Consider the following 22050-nt stretch of genomic DNA (forward strand, 5'->3'; position numbering starts at 1 on the left):
TTTGCCAAAAACGTAAGCGTTCAAAAATTAAGCGAAACATTGGGTTGGATAGAATTTTACAGATTCATCGGAACATATTACCTGTCAATTCGCTAGCTTCAACCTTTAATGTTCATTCCAGCCAAGAAATTCTTTCATTTCGACTGAAACGAGCGGTTGCTGAGGGTGAATTGGTTGATTAATTGCTCTAGATGCTCTGAAAGCTGTTCTAACTCGACGGAGATATCACGCGTATGGCTCGCGGAATGCGAGGTGTCATCGGCGTGTTGGGTGATGGTGCCTATTTTGGCTTGAATCGCTAGGCTGGATTGGCTCGTTGCTTGCGTTTGCGATTGAATGTGCTTGGTGTGCGAGAGGACTTGATGCATCTCCTCAACCACTTTGCGCATGGTGTCAGACAAGGCTTCCACTTCAAGAGAGCGCTGGTGGGCATGCTTGGAGACTTGCGCTGCCGCGCGCAGAGAGTCGGAACTGCCTTGCTGGAACTGAGCGATGATGGAGCCGATATCGCCTGTGGCGACGGCAGTGCGTGACGCTAGGCTGCGTACTTCATCGGCAACCACGGCAAAGCCTCTGCCTTGTTCTCCGGCGCGAGCGGCTTCAATAGCGGCATTCAATGCCAGCAGGTTCGTTTGATCGGCAATGGCGTGAATCACACTTAAAATTGACGAAACCTCATCGGTTTGCGCATTGAGCTCTGAAATCCGGTCTCGCACTTTATCAATATCGCCGACGAGATTTTTGATCTCTTCACTGGCATTGTGCGCTTGGTTGGAGCTGGTGGTTGCCACTTCCACGGTGTGATTCACCAACTCGGTTGCATTGACGGTGGCTTGTTCGACTTCGAGCTGCTGATGTTGCATCGCTTCGATGGCGTGTTGCACATCGCTGGTTTCTTGTTGTTGGTTGTTTGCCGCAGAGTCGGTGCGTTGGGCCACATGCGTTAGGCGGGTCGCTGAGTTAGCGAGCGAGTGAGAGGTCGATTGTACTTGATTAAGGCTCTCTGTGACCGTGTCCATAAAGGAGTTAATTGATGTGGCAAGCATGCCAACCTCGTCATTTTGAGTGATAGTAACGCGTTGGGCGAGATCCTTGCTTTTACTCACTTTAGTCATAAAGTGCGATGTGGCTTGAATAGGGCGGACAATGATTTTGCGGATCAGAGTCATGGTGATCAAAAAGCCCACAAAAGCAATCGAAGACATAATCGCAATGGCAAACATCGCTTGCTTATTAATCATCGAATTGACATGGCTTAAGTTGTATTCCAAACGAATTGCACCCAAGACTTCGCCTTCTGCAGCCATATGACAGGCCACACAGTTGGTGCCTCGGTAATTCTCGCTGGATTTCATTGGCAGAGCGACGACCAAACCTTTGCCCCAATCGGCTTCCACAGGTTCGATCACCAACTCACCATTTAACGCGCGCTGATCGATGTCATCTTGTGGAGCCTGATTCGCTTGGCCCGGGCCATACAACTTACTCACCAACTCACTGCGTAATACACGGACTTGCTCAATACCTTCTTGGGCGAGGGCTTTTTGTCGCAATGTCTCCTTCTGGGCCATAGTCCCCGTGATCATCATCATATTTAGGCTGTCGAAATAGTTGCTGGCTTTGTCGTGCAGTTGTTCACTTAAAACAGAGTTAATAAGCTGTTTTTGTTGGTAATATTGATAGGCTGTCGATACCGCTAGGACAAAGGTAAAGACGGTGATAAGGGCGACAAGTAATTTGAAGGTTATGGTTGAGCGCATAGTTTTTATAATTGAGTTTTGGAATAGACCTCAATATTTTAAGCTGACGTTTAAAGTGTCGCGATCATGAGATTTCTGCAGTGTGACCATAGACAAAATAAGGTTTTTGTAAATGTGATGTGAGTACGTTGTGAACGTATTATTGACGTAATGGTCATTATTCCGACATGCGACTTAGGTCTAGTCCATATAGCTAAACGTTTGGCAGGAGATTATTGTTCGATATTCACAGCCAACGCTTGTCACCCCTATAATTAATCCTTAGTATTGCCACTCTTTGAAAAAGCCTGAGTATCGTGATGAGAACCGAATTGTATAAAGAGTTCATGTTTGAAGCTGCCCATCATCTTCCACATGTTCCTGAAGGTCATAAATGTGGTCGCCTACATGGCCATTCATTCTTAGTTCGTTTATATGTTGAAGGTGAAGTGGATCCGCATACTGGCTGGGTAGTGGACTTTGCTGAAATCAAAGCGGCGTTTAAACCGATTTATAACCGCTTAGATCACTATTACTTAAATGATATTGAAGGCCTAGAAAACCCAACCAGCGAAGTATTGGCAAAATGGATTTGGCAACAACTTAAGCCAAATTTACCACTACTGAGCAAAGTGGAAATCAAGGAAACTTGCACCGCAGGCTGTATCTACAAAGGTGAGTAATCGCCCTTAGAAAATTGAAACAAAGGCAAGCATGAAGCTTGCCTTTGTTGTTTCTGAGCTGTGTTAAAACGCCTATCCCAATGGGTGGCGTAAAATCCACTCTTTTTCTACTTCGCCATAGATGACTTTATCGGTATTGGTAAAGCCAGCGGAGAGGAAAAACTCATTGGCCGTTTTGTGGCTATTTGGCACAGTCAGGCAGAGAGAATTACTCTCTGGATCAATGGTGTACGCGTACACAAACAGCTTCTTCAGTGCCTCAGTTCCTATACCTTGACGTTGGTATTGACGATCAATCATCAGGTAGTTCAGCCCCAGCTCATGGCGTTTGGCAAATGGCGCGTGCTGAGAAAACCCTTTATCAATGACCAAATAACCAACCGTCGAACTGTCCGAATAAATCGTAAAAAACGCTTCGGACTTATGGCGTTTTTGATAAGCCTGCTCAAAAGGCTTAAAAAAGGTTCATCGCGGATAAGCGGGAAGCCAAAACAAAAACGGTAGTAAGTGATAGAGTTTTATCGCCAAAAAAAACCTACACAAACTACCGTTCTCATGTCGAATCATACTTTCCTATCTTCATTCTGGGAAGGCTTTCATATTGTAAAGTCTCATCAGACTGCATCATTGATGAAGCTCACTCTCGAACCGAACTCTATCGCTAAGTGCCCGTGTGGACTTAAAGCTCAAGCCGTACATGAGTATCAGTGGCGCAACGTGAAAGAAGCGACACTGCTTGGAATGCCCGTTGAACTGTCCGTCCAAACTCGACGCATTAAGTGTAGTCACTGCGGTATTAAAACGGAACGATTATCTTGGTTAGAGCCTTATGCTCGTATCACCAATCGTCTACGAAACTATATAGAACAGTTGTTGCCGCTGTTGCCCATTAAGCATATTGCCCAATTGACAGGTGTTCATTGGCACACAATCAAAGAGATAGATAAGCGTCGACTTCAACAAGTAGTACCGCAAGTTAAATGGGGTGAATTAAGGCAACTCGTCATGGACGAGTTCGCGATTTTTAAGGGACATCGTTATGCCACCGTCATTGCTGACGCTAAAAGCCATCAGGTTATCTGGATTGGACTGGGCCGAAGCCGTAAGGATATTCGACCGTTCTTCGAGCAGTTAGGTGAGCATGGCAAAAACATCGAAGCGGTAGCAATGGATATGAATACGGCTTTTGACCTTGAAGTCCAAGAGCATTGCCCAAATGCCCGTATCATTTACGACTTGTTCCACGTTGTTGCTAAATTCGGTCGCGAAGTGATGGATAGAGTCAGAGTCGACCAAGCCAATAAGCTAAAACAAGATAAAAAAGCAAGGCAATGGGTCAAGCGTTCTCGCTGGGTGTTATTGAAAAATAGGGATAATTTAAATACGCAACAGGAAAGCTATCTCACTGAAATATTGAATATGAATCAGGATCTGATGACAACCTACTTACTGGGTGCGCAATTAAAGGAACTGTGGCGCTGCGGATCGGAACTTCAGGCTAAAAACCTATGGCAGGTATGGTGGGAGCAAGTGAATGAGAGTGGGATTAAGCCGCTAAAAGAGTTCGCTCGAAAGCTCCGTCCATACCTTGATGGGATTACTGCTTCAGCAAGCTACCCCTGAACACCTGTACGCTTGAAGGGATAAATAACAAGATAAAGTTAATCAAGCGGATGGGATATGGCTATCGAGATACAGATTACTTCTTCTTAAAGATTAAAGCGGCTTTCCCCGGAAAGCCGCGATGAACCTTAAAAAATCCTTTTTGTTCTTCATGCACATCCAATTGCATCAAGCTGGCGAAATCTCGTAGCTTAGTAGGCTTTATTGCAATCATGACAGTAACTAGCGAAACGATAAGTGCGAGGCTGCATTATAAATTCCAATCAATGCTATCGTCTAGGTATTTGATTGTATTCATAATTGGCTTCAACAATGCTAGCTTCCATTTCGTGCAAAGTTTGTTCACGGTGATTGTGCCGTTGATGAAATGACACTCACCGTGACAAGCAAAGTATTAATAGTGAAGTGGGTAGTAATAACCCTGATGCACATAAGCCCCAAGGGTGGTGAGCAAATGGGCGCTGTCGGCCGTTTCAACGCCTTCAACAATCACAGTGCAGTGGTAGGTTTTGCCCATGGCAATTAGTTGTCTTAGTGTTTCAATTTTCTTGTCATCACTTTTTACCCCAATTACAAACTCGCGGTCGATTTTGAGATAGTCAGGATTAATCTTACTGATCAAGGCGACGTTATTATTGCCTGTCCCAAAGTCATCAATGCTGATTTTGCAATCGAGCTGCTTTAGCTTGGCCACATTTTGGTAAATTTCGGCAGTGTAATACATAGAGGCATTCTCGGTTATTTCAATCGTCAGCAAACGGCAATCGAGACTGGAGAGCTCACGATAAAGGGCGGAGAAATTGTGTCCTTGCAGTAAAGAGGGGCAGACATTGATGCTAATCGGCACTTTAAGTGATGGTTGGTTAGCATAAATGGCCCGAAGAACCAGAATAGTATGAGTCAGCAACAGGCCATTACCAATTAGGGTTTCAATGAACTTTTGAGTGTTTTTGACCTTAAATCGGGATAAGGCTTCAAAATGGATGGTTTTCTGTGTCGAAGTGTTATAAATCGGCTCTAGGCGGATACTAAAATGTCGAATAGCGAGAAGATAATACAGAAAAGCTTGGATCGACTTGTATCGAAGCACACACAAAAAGAACGTACTTAAAGCCAAGATGCTCTGAAACGGGCCAGAGACATAAAATACTTCCTTGTAGCCGTTGTTGTCAGTTTTAAAATGAAAAAAGCGCTCTTTGGTATTGCCAATCTCAAGGGACGTACCCGTGTTGGTGGAGAGTTTCATTCCCGCGAGGAAAAAGCGTGAGATATGATTTTCGACGCTGTTTGAAAGATTGATGTTTTTGACTCGCACCAGCACCACAGCGTCATTGAGTTCATAGGCTTGGGTGGTGTAGTTTTCATTTTTGCTCCATTCGTTGAAGGCTTTTTCACTGACTGGAGAAACCGTCTCTGGCGTGATCAAGCATCGTATGTTGAATCTATCGAGCATCATGCTCGACTCCACTAACTTAACATTGTCAAATTGCTCTCTTAGCGCCGCTTCGTTGGCAAAACAGCTCATTTCAGACAGGTTTTGCGCAATGTCGAGTGAGCTGTCTAGGTAGTTATGCCGCACAATACTGTTAATCGCGTAATAGCATACGGCGAAAAAAATCAATGCCGTTACCAACATGACTAGCGTGATGTCAGAGTAGATCTTGCGGTTCTTTAGCCCAATGGCCAGCGCTTTCCAGACACTGTTTTTGGTGTGTCGATTAATGCGCTCTTGCTGATAAAGGCCGTTGTCGTAGTGATGCTGCATAAGAAATGGGATGAAATATCCTGTCCGATGAATGTTTTCGATGATGTTTTTATGGGTGATGAAATGATCTTCCGTGAGCTTGCGAAACTTCTTTCTCAAAGCGGCCACCGCATTTTTAAACCCATTTTCGGGCAGTGCCACCTTGTACTGCTGAGTGATTTTTCTCTCGACAGAGCGCTGACTGACGGGGGCATTTAGGCTACCGTGTGCTGCGATAATCGACAGAATGGCATACTCATTTGGTGTAACGGGAATGGCGTCGTGGAGTGTGTTATTGAGCTCTAGTGAAATTTCGTTTTCGGACAAGCAAACGCAGATTTGGTTTCCTAGTTCAAACCTAATCATGTGTTGTGGGGCTCCAAATTAAATTTTTGGCTACGTTATCAATAAATTGTGGCTTGGGATGTGATTTTTTACGGGGATATCCTAAACAATTGGATATAGTTATGGTTTTAGAATTTTTTATAGTTTTATAAATGAAACGATTCAGAGCGTAGTAATCAGGGAAAATGAGCGATCTAAAGGCGAAAAAATGCTTGGAATGATGCACAGAGAACAGAACAAAAAAGCCCAGGTCATTTCCTGGGCTCAAATCTTATTACGCTGTGGATATTAGCAAATCACTTTAATGGCCAGGCCACCTTGTGATGTTTCACGGTATTTCGCGTTCATGTCTTTGCCCGTTTCCAGCATCGTCTCAATCACTTTATCCAAAGAGACACGAGGTGCAGAAGAGCGACGAAGTGCCATACGCGTTGAGTTAATCGCTTTCACCGCCGCAATACCATTACGCTCGATACATGGAACCTGTACCTGACCTGCAACAGGGTCACACGTTAGGCCAAGGTTGTGCTCCATAGCGATTTCTGCTGCCATACACACTTGCTCTGGGCTACCGCCCATAAGCTCAGCAAGGCCAGCTGCTGCCATAGAACACGCTACGCCTACTTCGCCTTGACAGCCGACTTCAGCGCCAGAGATAGAAGCGTTACGTTTGTACAGACCGCCAATCGCACCCGAAGCAGCAAAGTAACGGATGTAATCTTTCTCTGTTACTGTTTGGATGAACTTGTCGTAGTACGCAAGAACGGCTGGGATGATGCCACATGCACCGTTAGTGGGTGCTGTTACGACTCGACCGCCCGCTGCGTTCTCTTCGTTTACCGCGAAAGCGAACATGTTTACCCAGTCAACCACGGCCATAGGATCGTTCGAGGTTTTTTCTGAGGTTAGCAGCAACTGGCGAAGTGAAGCAGCACGACGAGGAACACGCAGTGGACCAGGTAGAATGCCTTCTTCGTTCATACCACGCTCCATACACTCGCGCATGGTGCGCCAAATGTTTGCGAAGTAAGTACGAGTCTCTTCATCTGAGTGCAGAGCGTGCTCGTTTTTCATCACAAGTGCGCTGATAGACAAACCGTGCTCTTTACACTGGTTGACTAACTCTTCCGCTGAGATGTACTCATAAGGGACTTTGATAGAGCTGTTGTTGTCTTTACCAAAGTTCTCTTCATCCACGATGAAACCACCACCGATTGAGTAGTAGGTTTTTGAGTATACTTTTTCGTCATCAATCCAAGCGTGGATTTGCATGCCGTTTTCGTGTAACTCAAGGTTGGTCTTGTGGAAGTTCATTCCGCCTTCACGAGGGAATGAAACGGTATGACAATGCATGCCAACTGGCAGGCGTTCAGTTTCTTCTACACGAGCAATAAAGCCCGGAATGGAATCGATATCCACCTTCTCTGGTGTGTTACCAGCAAGACCCATGATGATGGCGATATCCGTATGGTGACCTTTCCCTGTCAGTGATAATGAACCATAAACATCAACGGTGATTTTAGTGATGTCACGTAATTTTCCCATTGCGCGAAGATCATCAATAAACTCTTTACCCGCTTTCATTGGACCTACAGTGTGTGAGCTTGAAGGACCAACGCCGATCTTATAGATATCAAATACACTAATCATTTTGATTACCTCAAAAGTAAGCCTCCCAAGGAGGAGGGAGGCTTTATCTTATCGTTATGCTTTTGTCTTTATTCTCATCTTACAGGGGGAGTGAGATTAAAGAGCGCCGTAGATTACAGAAGTAATAGAAGCAAGACCACAGATAACTGTGAAAATCTGCACAGCTGCTGAAGTTTTGTACTTCGCCATCGCTGGCACTTTTTGCATTGCAAATACAGGCATTAGGAACAGGATTGCCGCAATCATTGGTGCGCCCATTGTTTCAATCATGCCTAGGATACTTGGGTTAACGATAGCCACGATCCAAGTGGTGATAACGATGAACAGTAGCGACGCTTTCTCGATCTTGCTGATAGGGCTATTTGAACGAGATTTGATCAGACCAACTAAACCTTCATGTGCACCAAGGAAGTGACCGAAGTAGCTAGAGGTGATCGCTGCAAACGCAACCAGTGGACCAAGGTAAGAGATCAGTGGAGACTCATGTACGTTCGCTAGGTAAGAAAGTACAGAGATGTTTTGCTCTTTCGCAGAAGCCAGTTGCTCTGGAGACATAGACAGTACAACAGAGAATACGAAGAACATAACAAAGCCCATTAGCATCATCGCTGCACCGCCAGTGATCGCATCGGTTTTCTGAACCGCTTTGTCACCATGCTGTAGGCGCTGTTCTTTAGAGAACTGAGAGATGATTGGGCTGTGGTTGAATGAGAACACGATAATAGGAATTGCTAGCCATACGACAACAGGCATAGAAGACCAATCCGGTGCTACTTGCATCATCGACGTGTTCCAATCTGGGATCAAGTAGACAGAAAGTGCAAGAAGAACGAATACTAGTGGGTAAACCATTGCAGATGTTGCTTTTAGCATCAGTTCTTTACCAAATACCACACCAGCGGTCATTGCAAGGATCAATGCGCCAGATAGCAGTGGACGTGGAATGGATTCCATACCCATTTGGTTAACAAGGAAAGAGTCCACTGTGTTTGTGATACCAACACCGTAAATCAGAACGATTGGGTAGATAGCGAAGAAATAGGCAAAAGTAATAAGGTTTGCGCCAGTCTTACCAAAGTGCTCTTCTACAGTGTCAGTGATGTCCGCTTCTGGGTTCTTAGCAGAAAGAACGAAACGAGCGAGAGATTTGTGAGCGAACCAAGTCATTGGTGCTGCAAGTAGCGCTAGCATAACTAATGGCCAGAAGCCGCCAGCACCTGCTTTAATTGGAAGGAAAAGTACACCAGCACCTACCGCTGTACCGAAAAGGGACAGACACCAAGTGAAATCTTTGTAAGTAAACTTACTAGAAGATTGTACGGCAGGAGCCGCAGTTGAAGTTGTTTTCATTTTTGATTACTCATTTTGGGAACAGGAAATAAGTCGGCCGCAATTCTGCACTTTTTTGTTGCAAGAAAATTAGATCTAAATCATGTATTGCTCGTGCTTATTGAATGATATGTCAAAAACCTGTTTATTATCACGAAAATGATGTGCTACACGTGATGATTGCTAATGCGTGGCATTAGAAAAACTAATTTGAATGGGTGTTTGTACAAAATGTTCTCATGCCAAACGTTTGCTTTGGCGGAGATTAAAATAACTAACCTGATGTTTGGTAATGAGGCCGTTAACAACTCTTAACCTCGCTTCATAATTTGTTGCTGCATGGCTTGGATTATCTGGGCAGTCATCCCCCAGATAAAATGCTGCTGATAGGGAATGGCAAAGACTCGATGATGAGATTGATTCACGCGAAACTGGGCACTTTTCAGTTTCTGCGTATCAAGTAGGTGATTGGCGGGAACTTCGAACACCTCATCGACCTCATTTTTATCAATGACGATTTGATAATTTGGTTCGACAAACGCCAATATGGGTGTGACTTTGAATCGGCTGACGGTTACCAACTCCGGCATTTGGCCAAAAATGGAGATCGCATCTGGTGCAATTCCTATCTCTTCGCGGGTCTCGCGCAACGCCGTTGCTTGTAAAGAACTATCACTTTCTTCGTACTTGCCACCGGGAAAGCTGATTTGTCCCGGATGATGTTTCAGATGAGAAGCGCGTTTAGTCAAAATTACATTCAAGCCTTGCTCTCGTTCAACAAAGCCAATTAACACGGCGGCATCGCGGAGTTTACTGCCTTTCAAGTGTGCAACACGCGCGGTGGACTCTGCGTGATAACCGCGAGGCAGATTGAACTGAAAAGATTGTAATAGTTGATTTTTATTAAGCTCAAACAAGGTATTACCTCTGCCCGTCATTTGATCAAACCTACTTTATACACCATGCTTATTTGGCATAGCGTCTAATTACAGGGTAGCGCAAAAAATGAAGGGAATCATTTTCACTGAATTTTTGGAATTGGTCGAAGAAAAGTTTGGCTTGGCGGTTTTGGATGACATTTTGGATAGAGCCAATGACCAAGGCATCTACACCGCAGTAGGGAGCTACGACCACCGAAAACTGGTCAGTTTGATTGTGCATCTTAGCCAGGTGACGGGGCTTCCCGTTGAGCAGCTGCAAGAGGTCTTCGGTGAGGCGGTGTTCGATAACTTATTGGCGTCTATTTCCAATCGTTCAAGCTTGCATCAATGCCATTCAACCTTTCAGTTTATTCGCCATGTGGAAGAGTACATCCATGTTGAGGTGAAGAAACTTTACCCCGATGCCAAGCCGCCGGAATTTATCTTCATAGAACAAGATCGAATGAAGATGGTGTTTGACTACAAAAGCGCGCGTTGTATGGGGCATGTTTGCCTTGGATTGATGAGAGGGTGTGCCAAGCATTTTGGCGAAGAGCTAGCGATACAGATGGAGACACTCAACCCGACAGGGAGTCACGTTCGTTTCAATGTTGCTTTGGTGAAGGGTAAACAAGATGGATGATTCTTTGCATCTCAATCGCAAACTCCAACGCGCCATCGCCTCAAGAAAAGAAGCGGAAAGGCTGTTGGAAGAAAAAAGCTTGGAGCTTTACCAATCCAATCAACAACTCAAACTGGCGTTGAAGCAGTTGGAGTTAAAATCGGAACAACAGCTTTTCAAGTTTGAGTTTGAGCAGCAAATTGATGACACCTTAATCACGTTTGGTCGAGTCTTCATTGTCGATGGTATCGATGATTTATTATTGGCCAATCTATTGGAGCGTCTTTCTCGTGCGTCGGTGATTCGTCAAGCGTGGTTGAAGCTGGATAAGCCCATCCTAACGACGCTCAAAAGTCTTGAATATGGGCTGAAGCCGACGGGGTTTCTCTATCGAGCTGACGATAGCCGAACGCGTGCTGAGTGGTTTGGCGACGCGCTTTGCATTCCCATCATTTTAGAAAGTGAACCTGTTGGCAGCATGGTCTTCACCATTGATCACTTCGATATCGATCTCGATTTTATTTCCAACCAGCTCTGCCTGATCGCTGATTTGGTCAGCAATGCTCTCAATCGTCAGCTCTGGATGGAGCGAGAAACGGAGCTACGTAAGCGAGCAGAAGAGTCAGAGAAAGCGACCAAAGAGTTTGTCGCGATGATCAATCATGAGCTACGTACCCCGTTAAATGGGGTATTAGGCAGCGCTGAACTGCTGGGTAACACCTACCTCAATGATGAGCAGCAACTCTATCTAAGAAACCTACGTCAGGGGGGAGAACTGCTGCGAGTCATCATCAATGATCTGCTCGATTTCAGCAAAATGAATGCCGGCATGATGGAAATTGTGCCGAAAGTGTTTCGTTGGCGAGAGGTAGAGGAGTCCATCGTCGGGATATTTGCCGCCAAAGCGAGCGAAAAACAGATTGGCTTTCACATTGAGAAACAGTTTGGCATGCCTCGCTGCGTATGCGGAGATGTTGAGCGAATCAAACAAATTTTGGTGAACTTGATTGGCAACGCGATCAAGTTTACCCAACAAGGAGCCGTTACGTTTCGCACTCATTGGCAAGACGATGTGCTGTCAGTGGAAATAGAAGATACTGGTATTGGCATCGCCGAGCAGGCCAAAAGCACCTTATTTGACCCGTTTGTCCAGGCAGACCGCAGTAGCAAGCGCAACTATGAAGGATCGGGGTTGGGGTTGGCCATTTGTCGAAACCTTTGTCGCCTTATGGGAGGAGAGATCGGCTTTCGCAGTGAGTTAGGTAAAGGGTCTTGCTTCCATTTTGCCATCCCACTGCCAGCGAGTGATGAACCGTTACTCGAGCCACACTCTGAACAGGTTGAGCGTCATCAACTGGATTGGGCAGCACTAAAAGTGCTGGTGGTCGATGACATACGCATGAATCAGGTCATCATCAATCAAATGTTGAAAAAGCTACAAGTCACACCGGAGGTGAGAAACAATGGTGTGGAGGCGCTTCAGGCGGTTAGCCAGCAAGACTATGATCTGATATTCATGGATTGTCGCATGCCAGAAATGGATGGCTATGAGGCGACTCACTATTTACGAGAGCAAGGCCTAGCGACGCCCATTGTGGCGCTTACTGCCGGTACGACATTGGAAGAGCGAGAGAAGTGCTTAGTGAGTGGCATGAATGACATTCTCACCAAGCCTTACACCGCTGATGATGTTGAACGAATGATGTTAAAGTGGCTGACAGTGAAAACTTAACCGGTAACAAGAAAAAAGCAATGCGTGAAGTCGGCGTCAAAGGGGACCCAAAGTGCGTGTTCACTGCGCACTAACAATCGCTTATTCAAAAGAGAGGAGATCATTGTTCTCCTCTCTTTTATCTTTCATTTTACTTACTGCAGGATTGGCAGAATCTTAGACAGTTTATCTAACGTCTCTTGATATTCCGCATCGCATTGACTGTCTGCTACCACGCCGCCACCAGCCCAAGCGAACAACTTACCTTGTTCCGCTACTAAGGTACGAATTGTAATACTGGTATCCATGCGACCATGGCGACTGATGTAACCGATACTGCCGCAATAGGCGGAACGTCGATGAGGCTCAAGCTCTTCAATGATTTCCATTGCGCGCACTTTCGGCGCACCGGTAATCGAGCCTCCCGGGAAACACGCTCGCAGTAAGTCAGCGGCAGTATACTGCGCTGCCAACTCAGCGCGAATCGTGCTGACTAAATGATGCACGGCGGGAAAGCTTTCGATGTCAAACAGTTTAGGAACATGCACACTGCCAGGTTTGGCGACACGGCCAATATCGTTGCGCAGTAGATCGACGATCATCAGATTTTCCGCTTGATCTTTGTCGGCATTGGCAAGTTCCAGTGCCGCCTGTTTGTCCTGTCGTTCATCATTATGACGAGGGCGAGTTCCTTTGATCGGCTTGGTTTCAATGACGCGTTTTTTGAGTTCGAGGAAACGCTCGGGCGACACACTCAAAATCGCCGCATCCTCCAAACGAATAAAGGCAGAAAATGGCGCTTGGTTGCTCTGCTCTAGCCGTTGGTAAGCTTGCCATTCGCAGCCTTGGTAGGTGGCATGAAAGCGCTGCGCTAAGTTAATTTGGTAGCAGTCACCACTGAGCAAGTACTCCTGTACGCGATCAAACTTACTTTGGTAATCGTGACGGCTCATGTTGGATTGCCAATCGCTGGTAAGGGTAAACGTTGCTTTCGTTGTTTGTGTTTGCATGCTCAGCCATTGATAAGCTTGCTCTACGTCTTGGCCAACCAGTTGTGCTTTCTGCGTCTGGTGATCGACAATCAACGCCCATGTGTAGATGCCCACTGCCATGTCGGGCGCAGCAATATCTTGCGTTGCGATCTCTGGCAGTTTTTCAACGCGACGACCTAAATCGTAGCTAAAGTAGCCCAGAGCACCACCAATAAAAGGAATCTCTTCATCACTGGATAGAGCAGGGGTAAAGCGCTGTTGATAATGCGCAAGAAGCGTGAAAGGATCATCTTTACTTTCAATGACTTCGTCATTAGTTTTGATCTCAGTCACCGCACCACGTGTTTCTAACGTCGCAACGGGCTTTGCGACGAGAATGTCAAAACGGCTGTCAACATGTGTTGGTGATGCCGAACGCAACAGCATTGCCCAAGGTTGATGTTGGATGGCGTCAAACCACTGTTGGGCAAGGTCCGTTTGATAAGGCAGTGTTTTTGAAGAAATGGCCGTATTTGTGCTGTTATTCATTTGTTTAATTTGTGACAAAGAGTTCGATTGCTGCATAGCGCGTGATGGAAAGCAAGAGTATCATAAAACGAAACAATTTCGCTTACTTAGTTCAGTCGGGAACTCATAAAAAGTCGGATGGATTCTTTCGATCACTAGCTCAACAATCGATACAACTAAGTAAGTTTATGGAAGCATAACTATAACGAGGCATGCAATGACTGTAATTCGCACGCAAGATGTCATCAGCAGCGTAGCTGATGCACTTCAGTACATCTCTTACTACCACCCACTCGATTTTGTTCAAGCCCTAGAAAAAGCCTACCATCGTGAGCAGAGCCAAGCGGCCAAAGATGCCATTGCGCAGATTTTGATTAACTCGCGTATGTCGGCAGAAGGGCATCGCCCAATTTGCCAAGATACCGGTATCGTGACGTGTTTTGTCAATATTGGTATGGGCGTTCAGTGGGACTCAACGGATCTGACCGTACAACAGATGATTGACGAAGGCGTGCGTCAGGCTTACACCAATCCTGATAACCCATTGCGTGCGTCGGTACTGATGGACCCTGCAGGTAAACGTATTAACACCAAAGACAATACACCTGCGGTTGTTCACATCAATATGGTGCCGGGCAATACCGTCGAAATTCAGATCGCGGCAAAAGGCGGCGGCTCTGAAAACAAAACCAAGATGGTGATGCTTAACCCTTCAGACGATATTGCTGAGTGGGTAGAAAAAACATTACCTTTGATGGGGGCTGGCTGGTGTCCTCCGGGCATGCTTGGTATTGGCATTGGCGGTACAGCAGAAAAAGCGGCGGTGTTGGCGAAAGAGTCGTTGATGGAGCACATCGACATTCATGAACTGATTGAGCGTGGCCCGCAAAATGCAGAAGAAGAGTTGCGTTTGGACATCTTCAATCGTGTCAACCGCTTAGGTATTGGTGCTCAAGGGCTCGGTGGGGTGACAACGGTGGTGGATGTGAAAATCAAAACTGCCCCTACGCACGCAGCGTCCAAGCCAGTGTGTATGATCCCGAACTGCGCGGCGACTCGTCACGTTCACTTTACTCTCGACGGTACTGGCCCTGCGGAGCTGACGCCACCGAAACTAGAAGATTGGCCAAACATCACTTGGGATGCTGGTGCGAGTGCGCGCCGTGTTAACCTCGATACCGTCACCAAAGAAGACGTTCAGCAATGGAAAACCGGTGAGACACTCTTGCTCTCAGGTAAGATTTTGACCGGTCGCGATGCAGCGCATAAACGCATTCAAACCATGCTGCAAAATGGCGAAGGTCTACCTGAAGGCGTTGACCTTAAAGGGAAGTTTATCTACTACGTTGGCCCTGTTGATGCAGTGGGTGACGAAGTGGTTGGCCCAGCAGGCCCAACCACCTCAACACGTATGGATAAGTTCACTGATATGATGCTGGATGAAACGGGCATTATGGGCATGATCGGCAAAGCGGAGCGTGGCCCAGCCACCGTTGAGTCAATCAAGAATCATAAAGCGGTGTATCTGATGGCGGTCGGTGGTGCGGCGTACTTGGTTGCGAAAGCCATCAAGAAAGCACGTGTTGTTGCTTTTGAAGATCTCGGTATGGAAGCGATTTACGAATTTGAAGTCGAAGATATGCCAGTGACGGTCGCGGTGGATTCGACTGGTGCCAACGCGCACCAAATTGGTCCTGATACTTGGAAAGTTAAAATCCAAGAAATGGAATCACAAAAATAAGAATGTGACAAAGTGCTGATTTAGTTAGCAAACATTTGACATAAGTGCAGCGAAAGCTGCACTTTGTTTTTGTATAATACCAACCAGTTCCATATCATCTGGTCGTTTGCTCAACACTCACTACTTAAAGCAAAAAGGAGTGCTCAATGCCTCGCTTTATTCAAATATTACAAATTATTCTCGCTGTGGTTGTCGGTAGTTTTGTCGGTTATGACTTGATTCTGCACGGCATCAGCATTTTTGATGAGAAATACGTCACCATCACTTGCGTATTGTGGCTCATTCTGGAAATCGCTCTGTTTGTTATCTACAAACTGATTGAGGACGATTAATCTCGGCATCCCTCGCGTTCTTATACTAAGCCTCTGATTTATATCAGGGGCTTTTTGTTCATCTGCGATTAATATTAGTCGAGTTATGGTTCGCCCCACGCTAGAGAAGAAAATGAGATACGCCAATAAATCCCTTTGATTGTTGGTACACTTTGGCGCACAGTGAATGGTGTTGTTTGATAGTAAGAGAAGGGCTATGAAGAAGATTACCCGAGAAGTGAATGATTTTATCCACCGCAGTATGGATTCCCACGTTCGTGTGGCGGTAACGGGGCTCTCCCGAGCCGGGAAGACCGCGTTCATCACTTCACTTGTCAATCAACTCCTCCATACCTCAACGCACGACAATATGCCCTTGCTAAGCAGCGCGCGAGATAAACGTCTCGTTGGAGCCAAGCGAGAGCCACAAAGTAACATGATGGTGCCTAGATTCGCTTACGATGAAGCGATGGAGCAGCTTTGCAGTGTACCGCCAATGTGGCCTGAACCGACGCGAGATGTCAGTGAAATCCGCCTTGCCATTAAGTATCGACCGAAGAAAAGAACCAAAAAATTACTGGGTCAAACCGCGATTTTGCATCTGGATATCATCGACTATCCAGGGGAGTGGCTGTTGGACTTACCATTGTTGGAGCTCGATTTTGCCACTTGGAGCCAGACGCAGTTTGATGCACTAAAAGGCGAACGTTTGAATTTGGCGAGTGAATGGCTCAGTCAACTCGACAGTTTAGATCTCAATGCGGAACTGAATGAAAAACAGCTGCAAAGCATCTCTCAGGCGTACACTGACTATTTGCACCGTTGTAAAGAACATGGTTTACATTGGGTGCAGCCGGGGCGGTTTGTTCTACCGGGTGAGCTTGCTGGTGCGCCAGTGCTGCAATTTTTCCCTTGCCGCTTTGATGATGCGGACAAAACCGCCAAACACAGCAATTTGGCGATGTTGAAAAAGCGCTATCAGGAATATCAACAAAAAGTGGTGAAAGCGTTTTACAAGCATCACTTTTCAACCTTCGATCGCCAAATTGTGTTGGTCGATTGTTTGCAGCCGCTCAATGCTGGCCGTGAGTCATTTTATGATATGCGTGATGCCTTAGAGCAAATCATGCACAGCTTTCGTTATGGCCGCTCAGGACTGCTTAAGCGTCTGTTTGCACCCAAAATAGACAAAGTACTGTTTGCCGCTACCAAAGCGGATCACGTGACGCCTGAGCAGCATCCTAATTTGGTTGCCTTGCTGCAACAGATGATCCACCCCGCATGGCAAACCGCCGCATACGAAAATATCGAAATGGGTTGTTTATCGATGGCGTCGGTACAAGCGACTCAGGCCGGTTTTATTGCCAATGGTGATAAGAGCACACCGGCCATTCAGGGGATGACGTTAGAAGGGCAAGCGTTAACCCTCTTTCCTGGCGAAGTGCCACGCAAAGTACCCGATGAGCACTATTGGCAAGCGCGAGGGTTTGAATTTACCTCTTTTAGGCCAGTGCAAGGCAAACGTGAAGAGCCTTTACCGCACATTCGAGTTGATAAAGCCCTAGAGTTTTTATTGGGAGATAAGTTGCTATGAGCGATCTAAAACCAAAACAAGTGTTTGAAGAGACGATTTTCTCTCAGCAAGACAAACCAGAGCTCACTGCGCAGCAGCAATTTGATCAGCAGCAGACGTTCATTCCAACCACGATTGAAGAGAGTGAACCTGTACTTGAAGATGCTTTGGAGCAGGTGATACGCCCATCAGGCCGTCGCAAGTGGTTAGCGGGGGGGCTGTTTACCGCTTTTGCCGGATTGGTTGGCTGGCAAGCCGTCGATAGCGTTCTGAGTGCATTGCAAAATGGCGATTGGCTAACGCTCGGTTGGTCTGGTTTGATTTCCGTGCTTACTGGCTTGGGGCTTGGGGCCATTGGCAAAGAGCTGTGGAAGCTGCGTCAATTGAGACACCTATTTTCCGTGCAGGAGCAAGGGGAAAAATTGTTGCAAAGTGACAGTGTTGGGCAAGGTAAAGACTTTTGCCAGAAAGTGGCGAAACAAAGTGGTGTTGCAGAAGAGAATCCGGCTTATGACCGCTGGAAAAACAGCGTTAATACGGCACACAGTGACGCAGAAATCCTGCAGATGTACGATGCGATGGTCGTGACTCAACAAGACAAACAAGCAACCCAAGTGATCTCGCGCTTTGCGACAGAGTCTGCGGCTTTGGTCGCCATTAGCCCACTCGCCATCGCAGACATGCTGCTGGTGGCTTGGCGTAACTTCAAGATGATTGATACGCTCTCAACCATCTATGGTATTGAGCTTGGCTACGCATCGCGCATTCGTTTGCTGCGTTTGGTGTTGGCAAACATGGCGGTGGCGGGCGCTAGTGAGTTGGTGATTGATGCGGGTATGGATTTGATGTCGATGGATCTCGCTGGCAAGCTGTCTGCCAGAGCAGGGCAAGGCGTTGGTGTGGGGATTTTGACAGCGAGACTGGGTTTGAAAGCGATGGCATTGCTAAGGCCGATTCCTTGGCAAACCGAAACACAGGTTAAGTTATCAGCAATTCGCAAAGAAATTGTGTCGAAAGTCGCTTCTATCACGCTAAAACCATAGAGTTTCAGCGGGCGCATCTTGACGCTAACGCGGGCATAGTAGAAACTACTGTCAACTTTTCGTGACAGTGTGAATTAGGATTTTCCGTGCGCCTAGAAGTCTTTTGCGAAGACAGACTCGGCTTAACCCGAGAGCTGCTCGATATATTAGCCTCCAAAAATATCGATTTACGAGGTATCGAAATTGATATCAGTGGCATCATTTATCTCAATTGCCCTGATATAGACTTTGATACCTTCAGTCTACTGATGGCAGAAATTCGTCGAATATCTGGCGTGAAAGACGTGCGTAAAATCCAATTTATGCCGATGGAACGCCATAACACCGAGCTGATTTCACTCGTCAACAACTTGCCCGATCCCGTCTTGGCGATAGACCTAAAGGGCGCGGTGGACATGGCGAACCGAGCTGCCTTGGCGCTGATTGGTAAAACTGAAAAAGAGGTCATTGGCGCGCCGATAGCCGCGCTCCTGCCCAGTTTGAAGTTTAGCCGTTGGTCAGAAGGCGAACAACACCGCCAGCGAGAAAGCATGGTGATCGATGGCCTCGATTATCTGCTTGAGTTCATGCCCGTCTATATTCAAGATGAATCCAAACAATCCACGTTTGCCAGTACGGTTGTAATGGTGCGCGGCGCCAAAGCGAATTCGGTCGATAGTCATCAACTCTCCCCGCACAGTGAACTGGGTTTTGAGCATTTTGTTGGCGTTTCAAATCGTCATAAAGCCCTTATTGGTCAAGCCAAAAAACTGGCCTTACTCGATCAGCCTTTGCTTATTGAAGGGGAAACAGGAACGGGTAAGGAGATGCTGGCGAAAGCATGTCACAACCGCTCTCATCGCGCGGGTAAGCCCTTTTTGGTGTTGAGTTGTGCATCCATGCCCGATGACGTTGCAGAAACCGAGTTGTTTGGTCATGCCCCTGGTTCTTTCAATCATCAGCAAGGCCATAAAGGCATTTTCGAGCAAGCTAATGGTGGCACCGTTTTCCTCGATGAAATCGGTGAAATGAGCCCCCATTTGCAGATTAAGCTGCTGCGCTTCTTGCAGGATGGCAATTTCCGCCGCGTTGGCGCAGAAGAAGAGATGCACGTCGATGTGAGAATCATCGCATCCACCAAACACAATTTGGCTGCGTTAGCTGAAGCGGGATCGTTTCGTGAAGATCTTTTCTACCGACTTAATGTGTTGACCTTATCGATCCCATCTTTGCGTTCTCGCTCCAGTGATATTGGCCCTTTGCTCGATCTTTTTGTTGCCAAGCATTGCCAAAAATTGGCAATTAGAAAGCCAGAGTATGAAGCGAAACTGATGGACGAGCTCACCGCCTATCAATGGCCGGGTAACATGCGCCAACTGGACAACATGGTGTTGCGTGCGCTTACCGAGATGGATGACGATGTATTGAAAGCAGAGCATTTCCATTTGCCACAACCGGCTGCGGTAGCCACTTCTAATGCCCAAGTGAAGCTGGACGGTTCACTCGATGAGATCATGCGAGATTACGAATCGCAAGTATTGGAACGTTTGTACCAATCTTTCCCATCCAGTCGTAAGTTGGCGAAGCGCTTAAACGTCTCACACACCTCGATTGCCAATAAGCTAAGAGACTACGGAATTAAGAAACACTGATATGGGCGCTGACCAATATTTCATTTATCAAGTTGACGAAGGCTTGGTGCTAAGAACCGTTACTGTGAGCGATGCCGAGATGGTTGCTCAGTACTTTCAACGCAATCAAACCTTTTTAAAACCGTGGGAGCCGACACGTGAAGCGTCGTTTTTCACTGAAGCCGGGTGGGCGCAAAAGCTGATCAAGCTTCATGAACTACATCGAATGAAATTGGGCTTTTACTGCGTTTTGATTGAAGAGCAAACGAATGAGATGGTCGGGACCATATCATTTAGCAATTTGTCGAAGTTTCCTTTTTACGCCTGCAATGTGGGGTATTCGTTAGCTGAAGAGGCTCAAGGAAAAGGGTACATGCGCCGCGGATTAAAAATGGCGTGTGACTATATGTTTGAGCAGCTAAACTTGCACCGTATTCAAGCCGCGTATATGCCGCATAATCACCGCAGTGCTGGCGTGCTAGAGCATCTCGGTTTTTGCAAAGAGGGCTTTGCGCATTCCTATCTTTTGATTGATGGGCAGTGGCAAGACCACGTCTTGACCTCCTTAATCAACCCTAACTGGCGAGTTGAAAAGTAATGGAACGATTGAACAAGCAACTGGCATTGCTGATGGAACTGGACAAGCTGAAATCGGTACTGCGTCGCACGCGAGTGAAAAGTGCAGATAAACGTTTGGAAAACAGTGCAGAGCACAGTTGGCATGTCGCTTTGATGGCGCTATTGATGGAAGAGCATGCCAATGAGTCAGTCAATATCTGCCGCGTAGTGAAAATGTTGCTGCTGCATGATGTCGTAGAAATTGATGCCGGCGATACCTTTGTGTACGATGCGGTCGCGTCAAAGCAGCAAGCAGAGAAAGAGCTTGCTGCCGCTCAGCGTTTATTTGGCATGTTGCCGGCTGACCAAGGAGAAGAATTACTTCAACTCTGGTTAGAGTTTGAAGCCGCCCAAACGGCAGATGCCAAGTTTGGCAAGGCGTTAGATCGAATCATTCCTATGCTGCTTAACTACCATAACCAAGGACAAAGTTGGCAAGAGCATGGCGTGACTCGCCAGCAAGCGTTGACGGTGAATCAGAAAATCGACCTTGGTTCCCATGTGTTATGGGATAAGGCGCAAGAAATTATTGAACAGGCAACCCAAAATGGGTGGCTGAAAGCTTAAGGAATCTGAATGTCTTATTTAACTTTGGACCAATACCAAAGAAAATGGATTTTTACGCATCCGTCGATGCCAGTGCCACAAGAAGATCTCGCGCACATTCGCCCGATGGATCAGGCACGCTCTGCGCAGTTTTGGAAAGAGAACATCAGCGCCCATAGCCCAGATGCAGAACGTCTTGGTAGTGATGATTGGCCAACGAAACAAAGTAATTGGCTAGCTGAAGTTGACTGGATGGCGGCTTGGGAAGCCGATGAACCCGACATGCCAGAGGAAATTCTTCAGCATATTGATTGGCAAGATGATGTGACGGTCTATTTCTGTTACGAAAAATACAACGTGATTGAAACCAAGTGGGTCATTTTCCGCAAACATTGGAAAAACTTCTTGTTCTACGATGACGGCCCGATTTTGCTGGGTAGACGTCGCCAGCAGGCGCTGTGGTTTGCTACCGATGGAACAGTGAAACTGGGGCAAAGAAACTGATCAACTCAAAGGTCGGTCAATAATTAGCTTAATCATTAGCTTAGTCATGAGAAGCAGCGTGTTTACGCTGCTTTTTTTATCAGCGTTTAGTGAGGTAAGGCACAGTTCAGTAAGTTTTTTCGTGTGACTTCAGTTTCATTGATCTAACGCCAAATTTTGTTTTGAAACACGCGCGCATAATTTCTTGTCTAGCCCTGTAGAGCTAAAACTCTAAGGTGTCCATCTCAGGAAGAGAAGTT

The 22050-nt window shown here is 46.5% G+C and carries 17 protein-coding genes and 2 pseudogenes; 12 read left to right on the forward strand and 7 right to left on the reverse strand.

The genetic code is table 11. The features are described 5' to 3' along the window. Positions 1 to 134: 134 nt before the first annotated feature. Positions 135 to 1760: a methyl-accepting chemotaxis protein gene (locus tag AOT11_RS12710; RefSeq protein ID WP_017421890.1), complete on the reverse strand. Its 1626-nt coding sequence runs from the start codon at positions 1758 to 1760 to the stop codon at positions 135 to 137. Between the two features lie 299 nt (positions 1761 to 2059). Here AOT11_RS12710 and queD point away from each other — a divergent pair, with 299 nt between their 5' ends. Further along, positions 2060 to 2422, forward strand: a complete 363-nt coding sequence (gene queD / locus AOT11_RS12715; protein ID WP_026050647.1) for a 6-carboxytetrahydropterin synthase QueD — start codon at positions 2060 to 2062, stop codon at positions 2420 to 2422. 72 nt (positions 2423 to 2494) lie between these two features. Here the strand turns inward: queD and AOT11_RS12720 are convergent. Beyond that, positions 2495 to 2884, reverse strand: a pseudogene (locus AOT11_RS12720) (GNAT family N-acetyltransferase); the annotation flags it as partial. A 93-nt stretch (positions 2885 to 2977) separates the two neighbouring features. Between AOT11_RS12720 and AOT11_RS12725 the strand changes: the two are divergent. Beyond that, positions 2978 to 4170 (forward strand): annotated as a pseudogene (locus AOT11_RS12725) (ISL3 family transposase). A gap of 269 nt (positions 4171 to 4439) precedes the next feature. Here the strand turns inward: AOT11_RS12725 and tpdA are convergent. From tpdA to AOT11_RS12745, 4 genes are all read right to left on the reverse strand, one after another. Beyond that, the gene (gene tpdA / locus AOT11_RS12730) at positions 4440 to 6155 is read right to left on the reverse strand and encodes a cyclic di-GMP phosphodiesterase TpdA (protein WP_017421174.1); all 1716 of its coding nucleotides are present in this window, start codon (positions 6153 to 6155) and stop codon (positions 4440 to 4442) included. Between the two features lie 267 nt (positions 6156 to 6422). Beyond that, positions 6423 to 7784 carry an L-serine ammonia-lyase gene (locus AOT11_RS12735; RefSeq protein WP_017421173.1) on the reverse strand — a complete coding sequence of 454 codons (1362 nt, stop codon included), beginning with the start codon at positions 7782 to 7784 and terminating at the stop codon, positions 6423 to 6425. Positions 7785 to 7880: 96 nt separating this feature from the next. Then, on the reverse strand, positions 7881 to 9134 hold the full coding sequence (locus AOT11_RS12740; protein ID WP_011080131.1) for an aromatic amino acid transport family protein: 1254 nt from the start codon (positions 9132 to 9134) through the stop codon (positions 7881 to 7883). Between the two features lie 290 nt (positions 9135 to 9424). Next, positions 9425 to 10051, reverse strand: a complete 627-nt coding sequence (locus tag AOT11_RS12745; protein ID WP_017421172.1) for a CoA pyrophosphatase — start codon at positions 10049 to 10051, stop codon at positions 9425 to 9427. Positions 10052 to 10118: 67 nt separating this feature from the next. Here AOT11_RS12745 and AOT11_RS12750 point away from each other — a divergent pair, with 67 nt between their 5' ends. Both AOT11_RS12750 and AOT11_RS12755 read left to right on the forward strand, forming a co-directional pair. Continuing rightward, complete coding sequence (locus tag AOT11_RS12750; protein WP_017421171.1) at positions 10119 to 10676, forward strand: heme NO-binding domain-containing protein; 558 nt, start codon at positions 10119 to 10121, stop codon at positions 10674 to 10676. After that, positions 10669 to 12387 (forward strand): ATP-binding protein, encoded by a 1719-nt coding sequence (locus AOT11_RS12755; RefSeq protein WP_017421170.1) that lies wholly within the window; start codon positions 10669 to 10671, stop codon positions 12385 to 12387. The genes AOT11_RS12750 and AOT11_RS12755 overlap by 8 nt, the downstream gene beginning before the upstream one ends. A gap of 134 nt (positions 12388 to 12521) precedes the next feature. Here the strand turns inward: AOT11_RS12755 and pabB are convergent, their stop codons facing one another. Then, positions 12522 to 13922, reverse strand: coding sequence for an aminodeoxychorismate synthase component 1 (gene pabB / locus AOT11_RS12760; protein ID WP_017421169.1), 1401 nt, complete (start codon positions 13920 to 13922; stop codon positions 12522 to 12524). Between the two features lie 160 nt (positions 13923 to 14082). Between pabB and AOT11_RS12765 the strand changes: the two genes are divergently transcribed. From AOT11_RS12765 to AOT11_RS12800, 8 genes are all read left to right on the forward strand, one after another. Then, complete coding sequence (locus AOT11_RS12765; protein WP_017421168.1) at positions 14083 to 15606, forward strand: fumarate hydratase; 1524 nt, start codon at positions 14083 to 14085, stop codon at positions 15604 to 15606. A 146-nt stretch (positions 15607 to 15752) separates the two neighbouring features. Continuing rightward, positions 15753 to 15938, forward strand: a complete 186-nt coding sequence (locus AOT11_RS12770; protein WP_011080137.1) for a hypothetical protein — start codon at positions 15753 to 15755, stop codon at positions 15936 to 15938. 196 nt (positions 15939 to 16134) lie between these two features. Next, on the forward strand, positions 16135 to 17511 hold the full coding sequence (locus tag AOT11_RS12775) for a YcjX family GTP-binding protein (protein ID WP_026050540.1): 1377 nt from the start codon (positions 16135 to 16137) through the stop codon (positions 17509 to 17511). Continuing rightward, positions 17508 to 18533 (forward strand): YcjF family protein, encoded by a 1026-nt coding sequence (locus AOT11_RS12780; RefSeq protein ID WP_017421166.1) that lies wholly within the window; start codon positions 17508 to 17510, stop codon positions 18531 to 18533. The genes AOT11_RS12775 and AOT11_RS12780 overlap by 4 nt, the downstream gene beginning before the upstream one ends. An 86-nt stretch (positions 18534 to 18619) precedes the next feature. Continuing rightward, entirely contained in the window at positions 18620 to 20164 is a 1545-nt protein-coding gene (gene tyrR, locus AOT11_RS12785; protein WP_011080140.1) for a transcriptional regulator TyrR, read from the forward strand. A 1-nt stretch (position 20165) separates the two neighbouring features. Continuing rightward, positions 20166 to 20741: a ribosomal protein S5-alanine N-acetyltransferase gene (gene rimJ / locus AOT11_RS12790; RefSeq protein ID WP_017421165.1), complete on the forward strand. Its 576-nt coding sequence runs from the start codon at positions 20166 to 20168 to the stop codon at positions 20739 to 20741. Then, entirely contained in the window at positions 20741 to 21328 is a 588-nt protein-coding gene (locus tag AOT11_RS12795; protein WP_017421164.1) for an HD domain-containing protein, read from the forward strand. Before rimJ ends, AOT11_RS12795 begins: the two co-directional genes overlap by 1 nt. A 9-nt stretch (positions 21329 to 21337) precedes the next feature. After that, the gene (locus AOT11_RS12800; RefSeq protein ID WP_017421163.1) at positions 21338 to 21811 is read left to right on the forward strand and encodes a DUF2947 domain-containing protein; all 474 of its coding nucleotides are present in this window, start codon (positions 21338 to 21340) and stop codon (positions 21809 to 21811) included. Positions 21812 to 22050 lie beyond the last annotated feature (239 nt).

Origin of the sequence: Vibrio vulnificus NBRC 15645 = ATCC 27562 (genome assembly GCF_002224265.1) — a bacterium.
GTDB lineage: Bacteria > Pseudomonadota > Gammaproteobacteria > Enterobacterales > Vibrionaceae > Vibrio > Vibrio vulnificus.

Bases quoted from the DNA above. Each gene is read 5' to 3' on its own strand.
- AOT11_RS12710 (WP_017421890.1), bottom strand. From the start codon at position 1,760: ATGCGCTCAACCATAACCTTCAAATTACTTGTCGCCCTTATCACCGTC.
- queD (WP_026050647.1), top strand. From the start codon at position 2,060: ATGAGAACCGAATTGTATAAAGAGTTCATGTTTGAAGCTGCCCATCAT.
- tpdA (WP_017421174.1), bottom strand. From the start codon at position 6,155: ATGATTAGGTTTGAACTAGGAAACCAAATCTGCGTTTGCTTGTCCGAA.
- AOT11_RS12735 (WP_017421173.1), bottom strand. From the start codon at position 7,784: ATGATTAGTGTATTTGATATCTATAAGATCGGCGTTGGTCCTTCAAGC.
- AOT11_RS12740 (WP_011080131.1), bottom strand. From the start codon at position 9,134: ATGAAAACAACTTCAACTGCGGCTCCTGCCGTACAATCTTCTAGTAAG.
- AOT11_RS12745 (WP_017421172.1), bottom strand. From the start codon at position 10,051: ATGACGGGCAGAGGTAATACCTTGTTTGAGCTTAATAAAAATCAACTA.
- AOT11_RS12750 (WP_017421171.1), top strand. From the start codon at position 10,119: ATGAAGGGAATCATTTTCACTGAATTTTTGGAATTGGTCGAAGAAAAG.
- AOT11_RS12755 (WP_017421170.1), top strand. From the start codon at position 10,669: ATGGATGATTCTTTGCATCTCAATCGCAAACTCCAACGCGCCATCGCC.
- pabB (WP_017421169.1), bottom strand. From the start codon at position 13,922: ATGCAGCAATCGAACTCTTTGTCACAAATTAAACAAATGAATAACAGC.
- AOT11_RS12765 (WP_017421168.1), top strand. From the start codon at position 14,083: ATGACTGTAATTCGCACGCAAGATGTCATCAGCAGCGTAGCTGATGCA.
- AOT11_RS12770 (WP_011080137.1), top strand. From the start codon at position 15,753: ATGCCTCGCTTTATTCAAATATTACAAATTATTCTCGCTGTGGTTGTC.
- AOT11_RS12775 (WP_026050540.1), top strand. From the start codon at position 16,135: ATGAAGAAGATTACCCGAGAAGTGAATGATTTTATCCACCGCAGTATG.
- AOT11_RS12780 (WP_017421166.1), top strand. From the start codon at position 17,508: ATGAGCGATCTAAAACCAAAACAAGTGTTTGAAGAGACGATTTTCTCT.
- rimJ (WP_017421165.1), top strand. From the start codon at position 20,166: ATGGGCGCTGACCAATATTTCATTTATCAAGTTGACGAAGGCTTGGTG.
- AOT11_RS12795 (WP_017421164.1), top strand. From the start codon at position 20,741: ATGGAACGATTGAACAAGCAACTGGCATTGCTGATGGAACTGGACAAG.
- AOT11_RS12800 (WP_017421163.1), top strand. From the start codon at position 21,338: ATGTCTTATTTAACTTTGGACCAATACCAAAGAAAATGGATTTTTACG.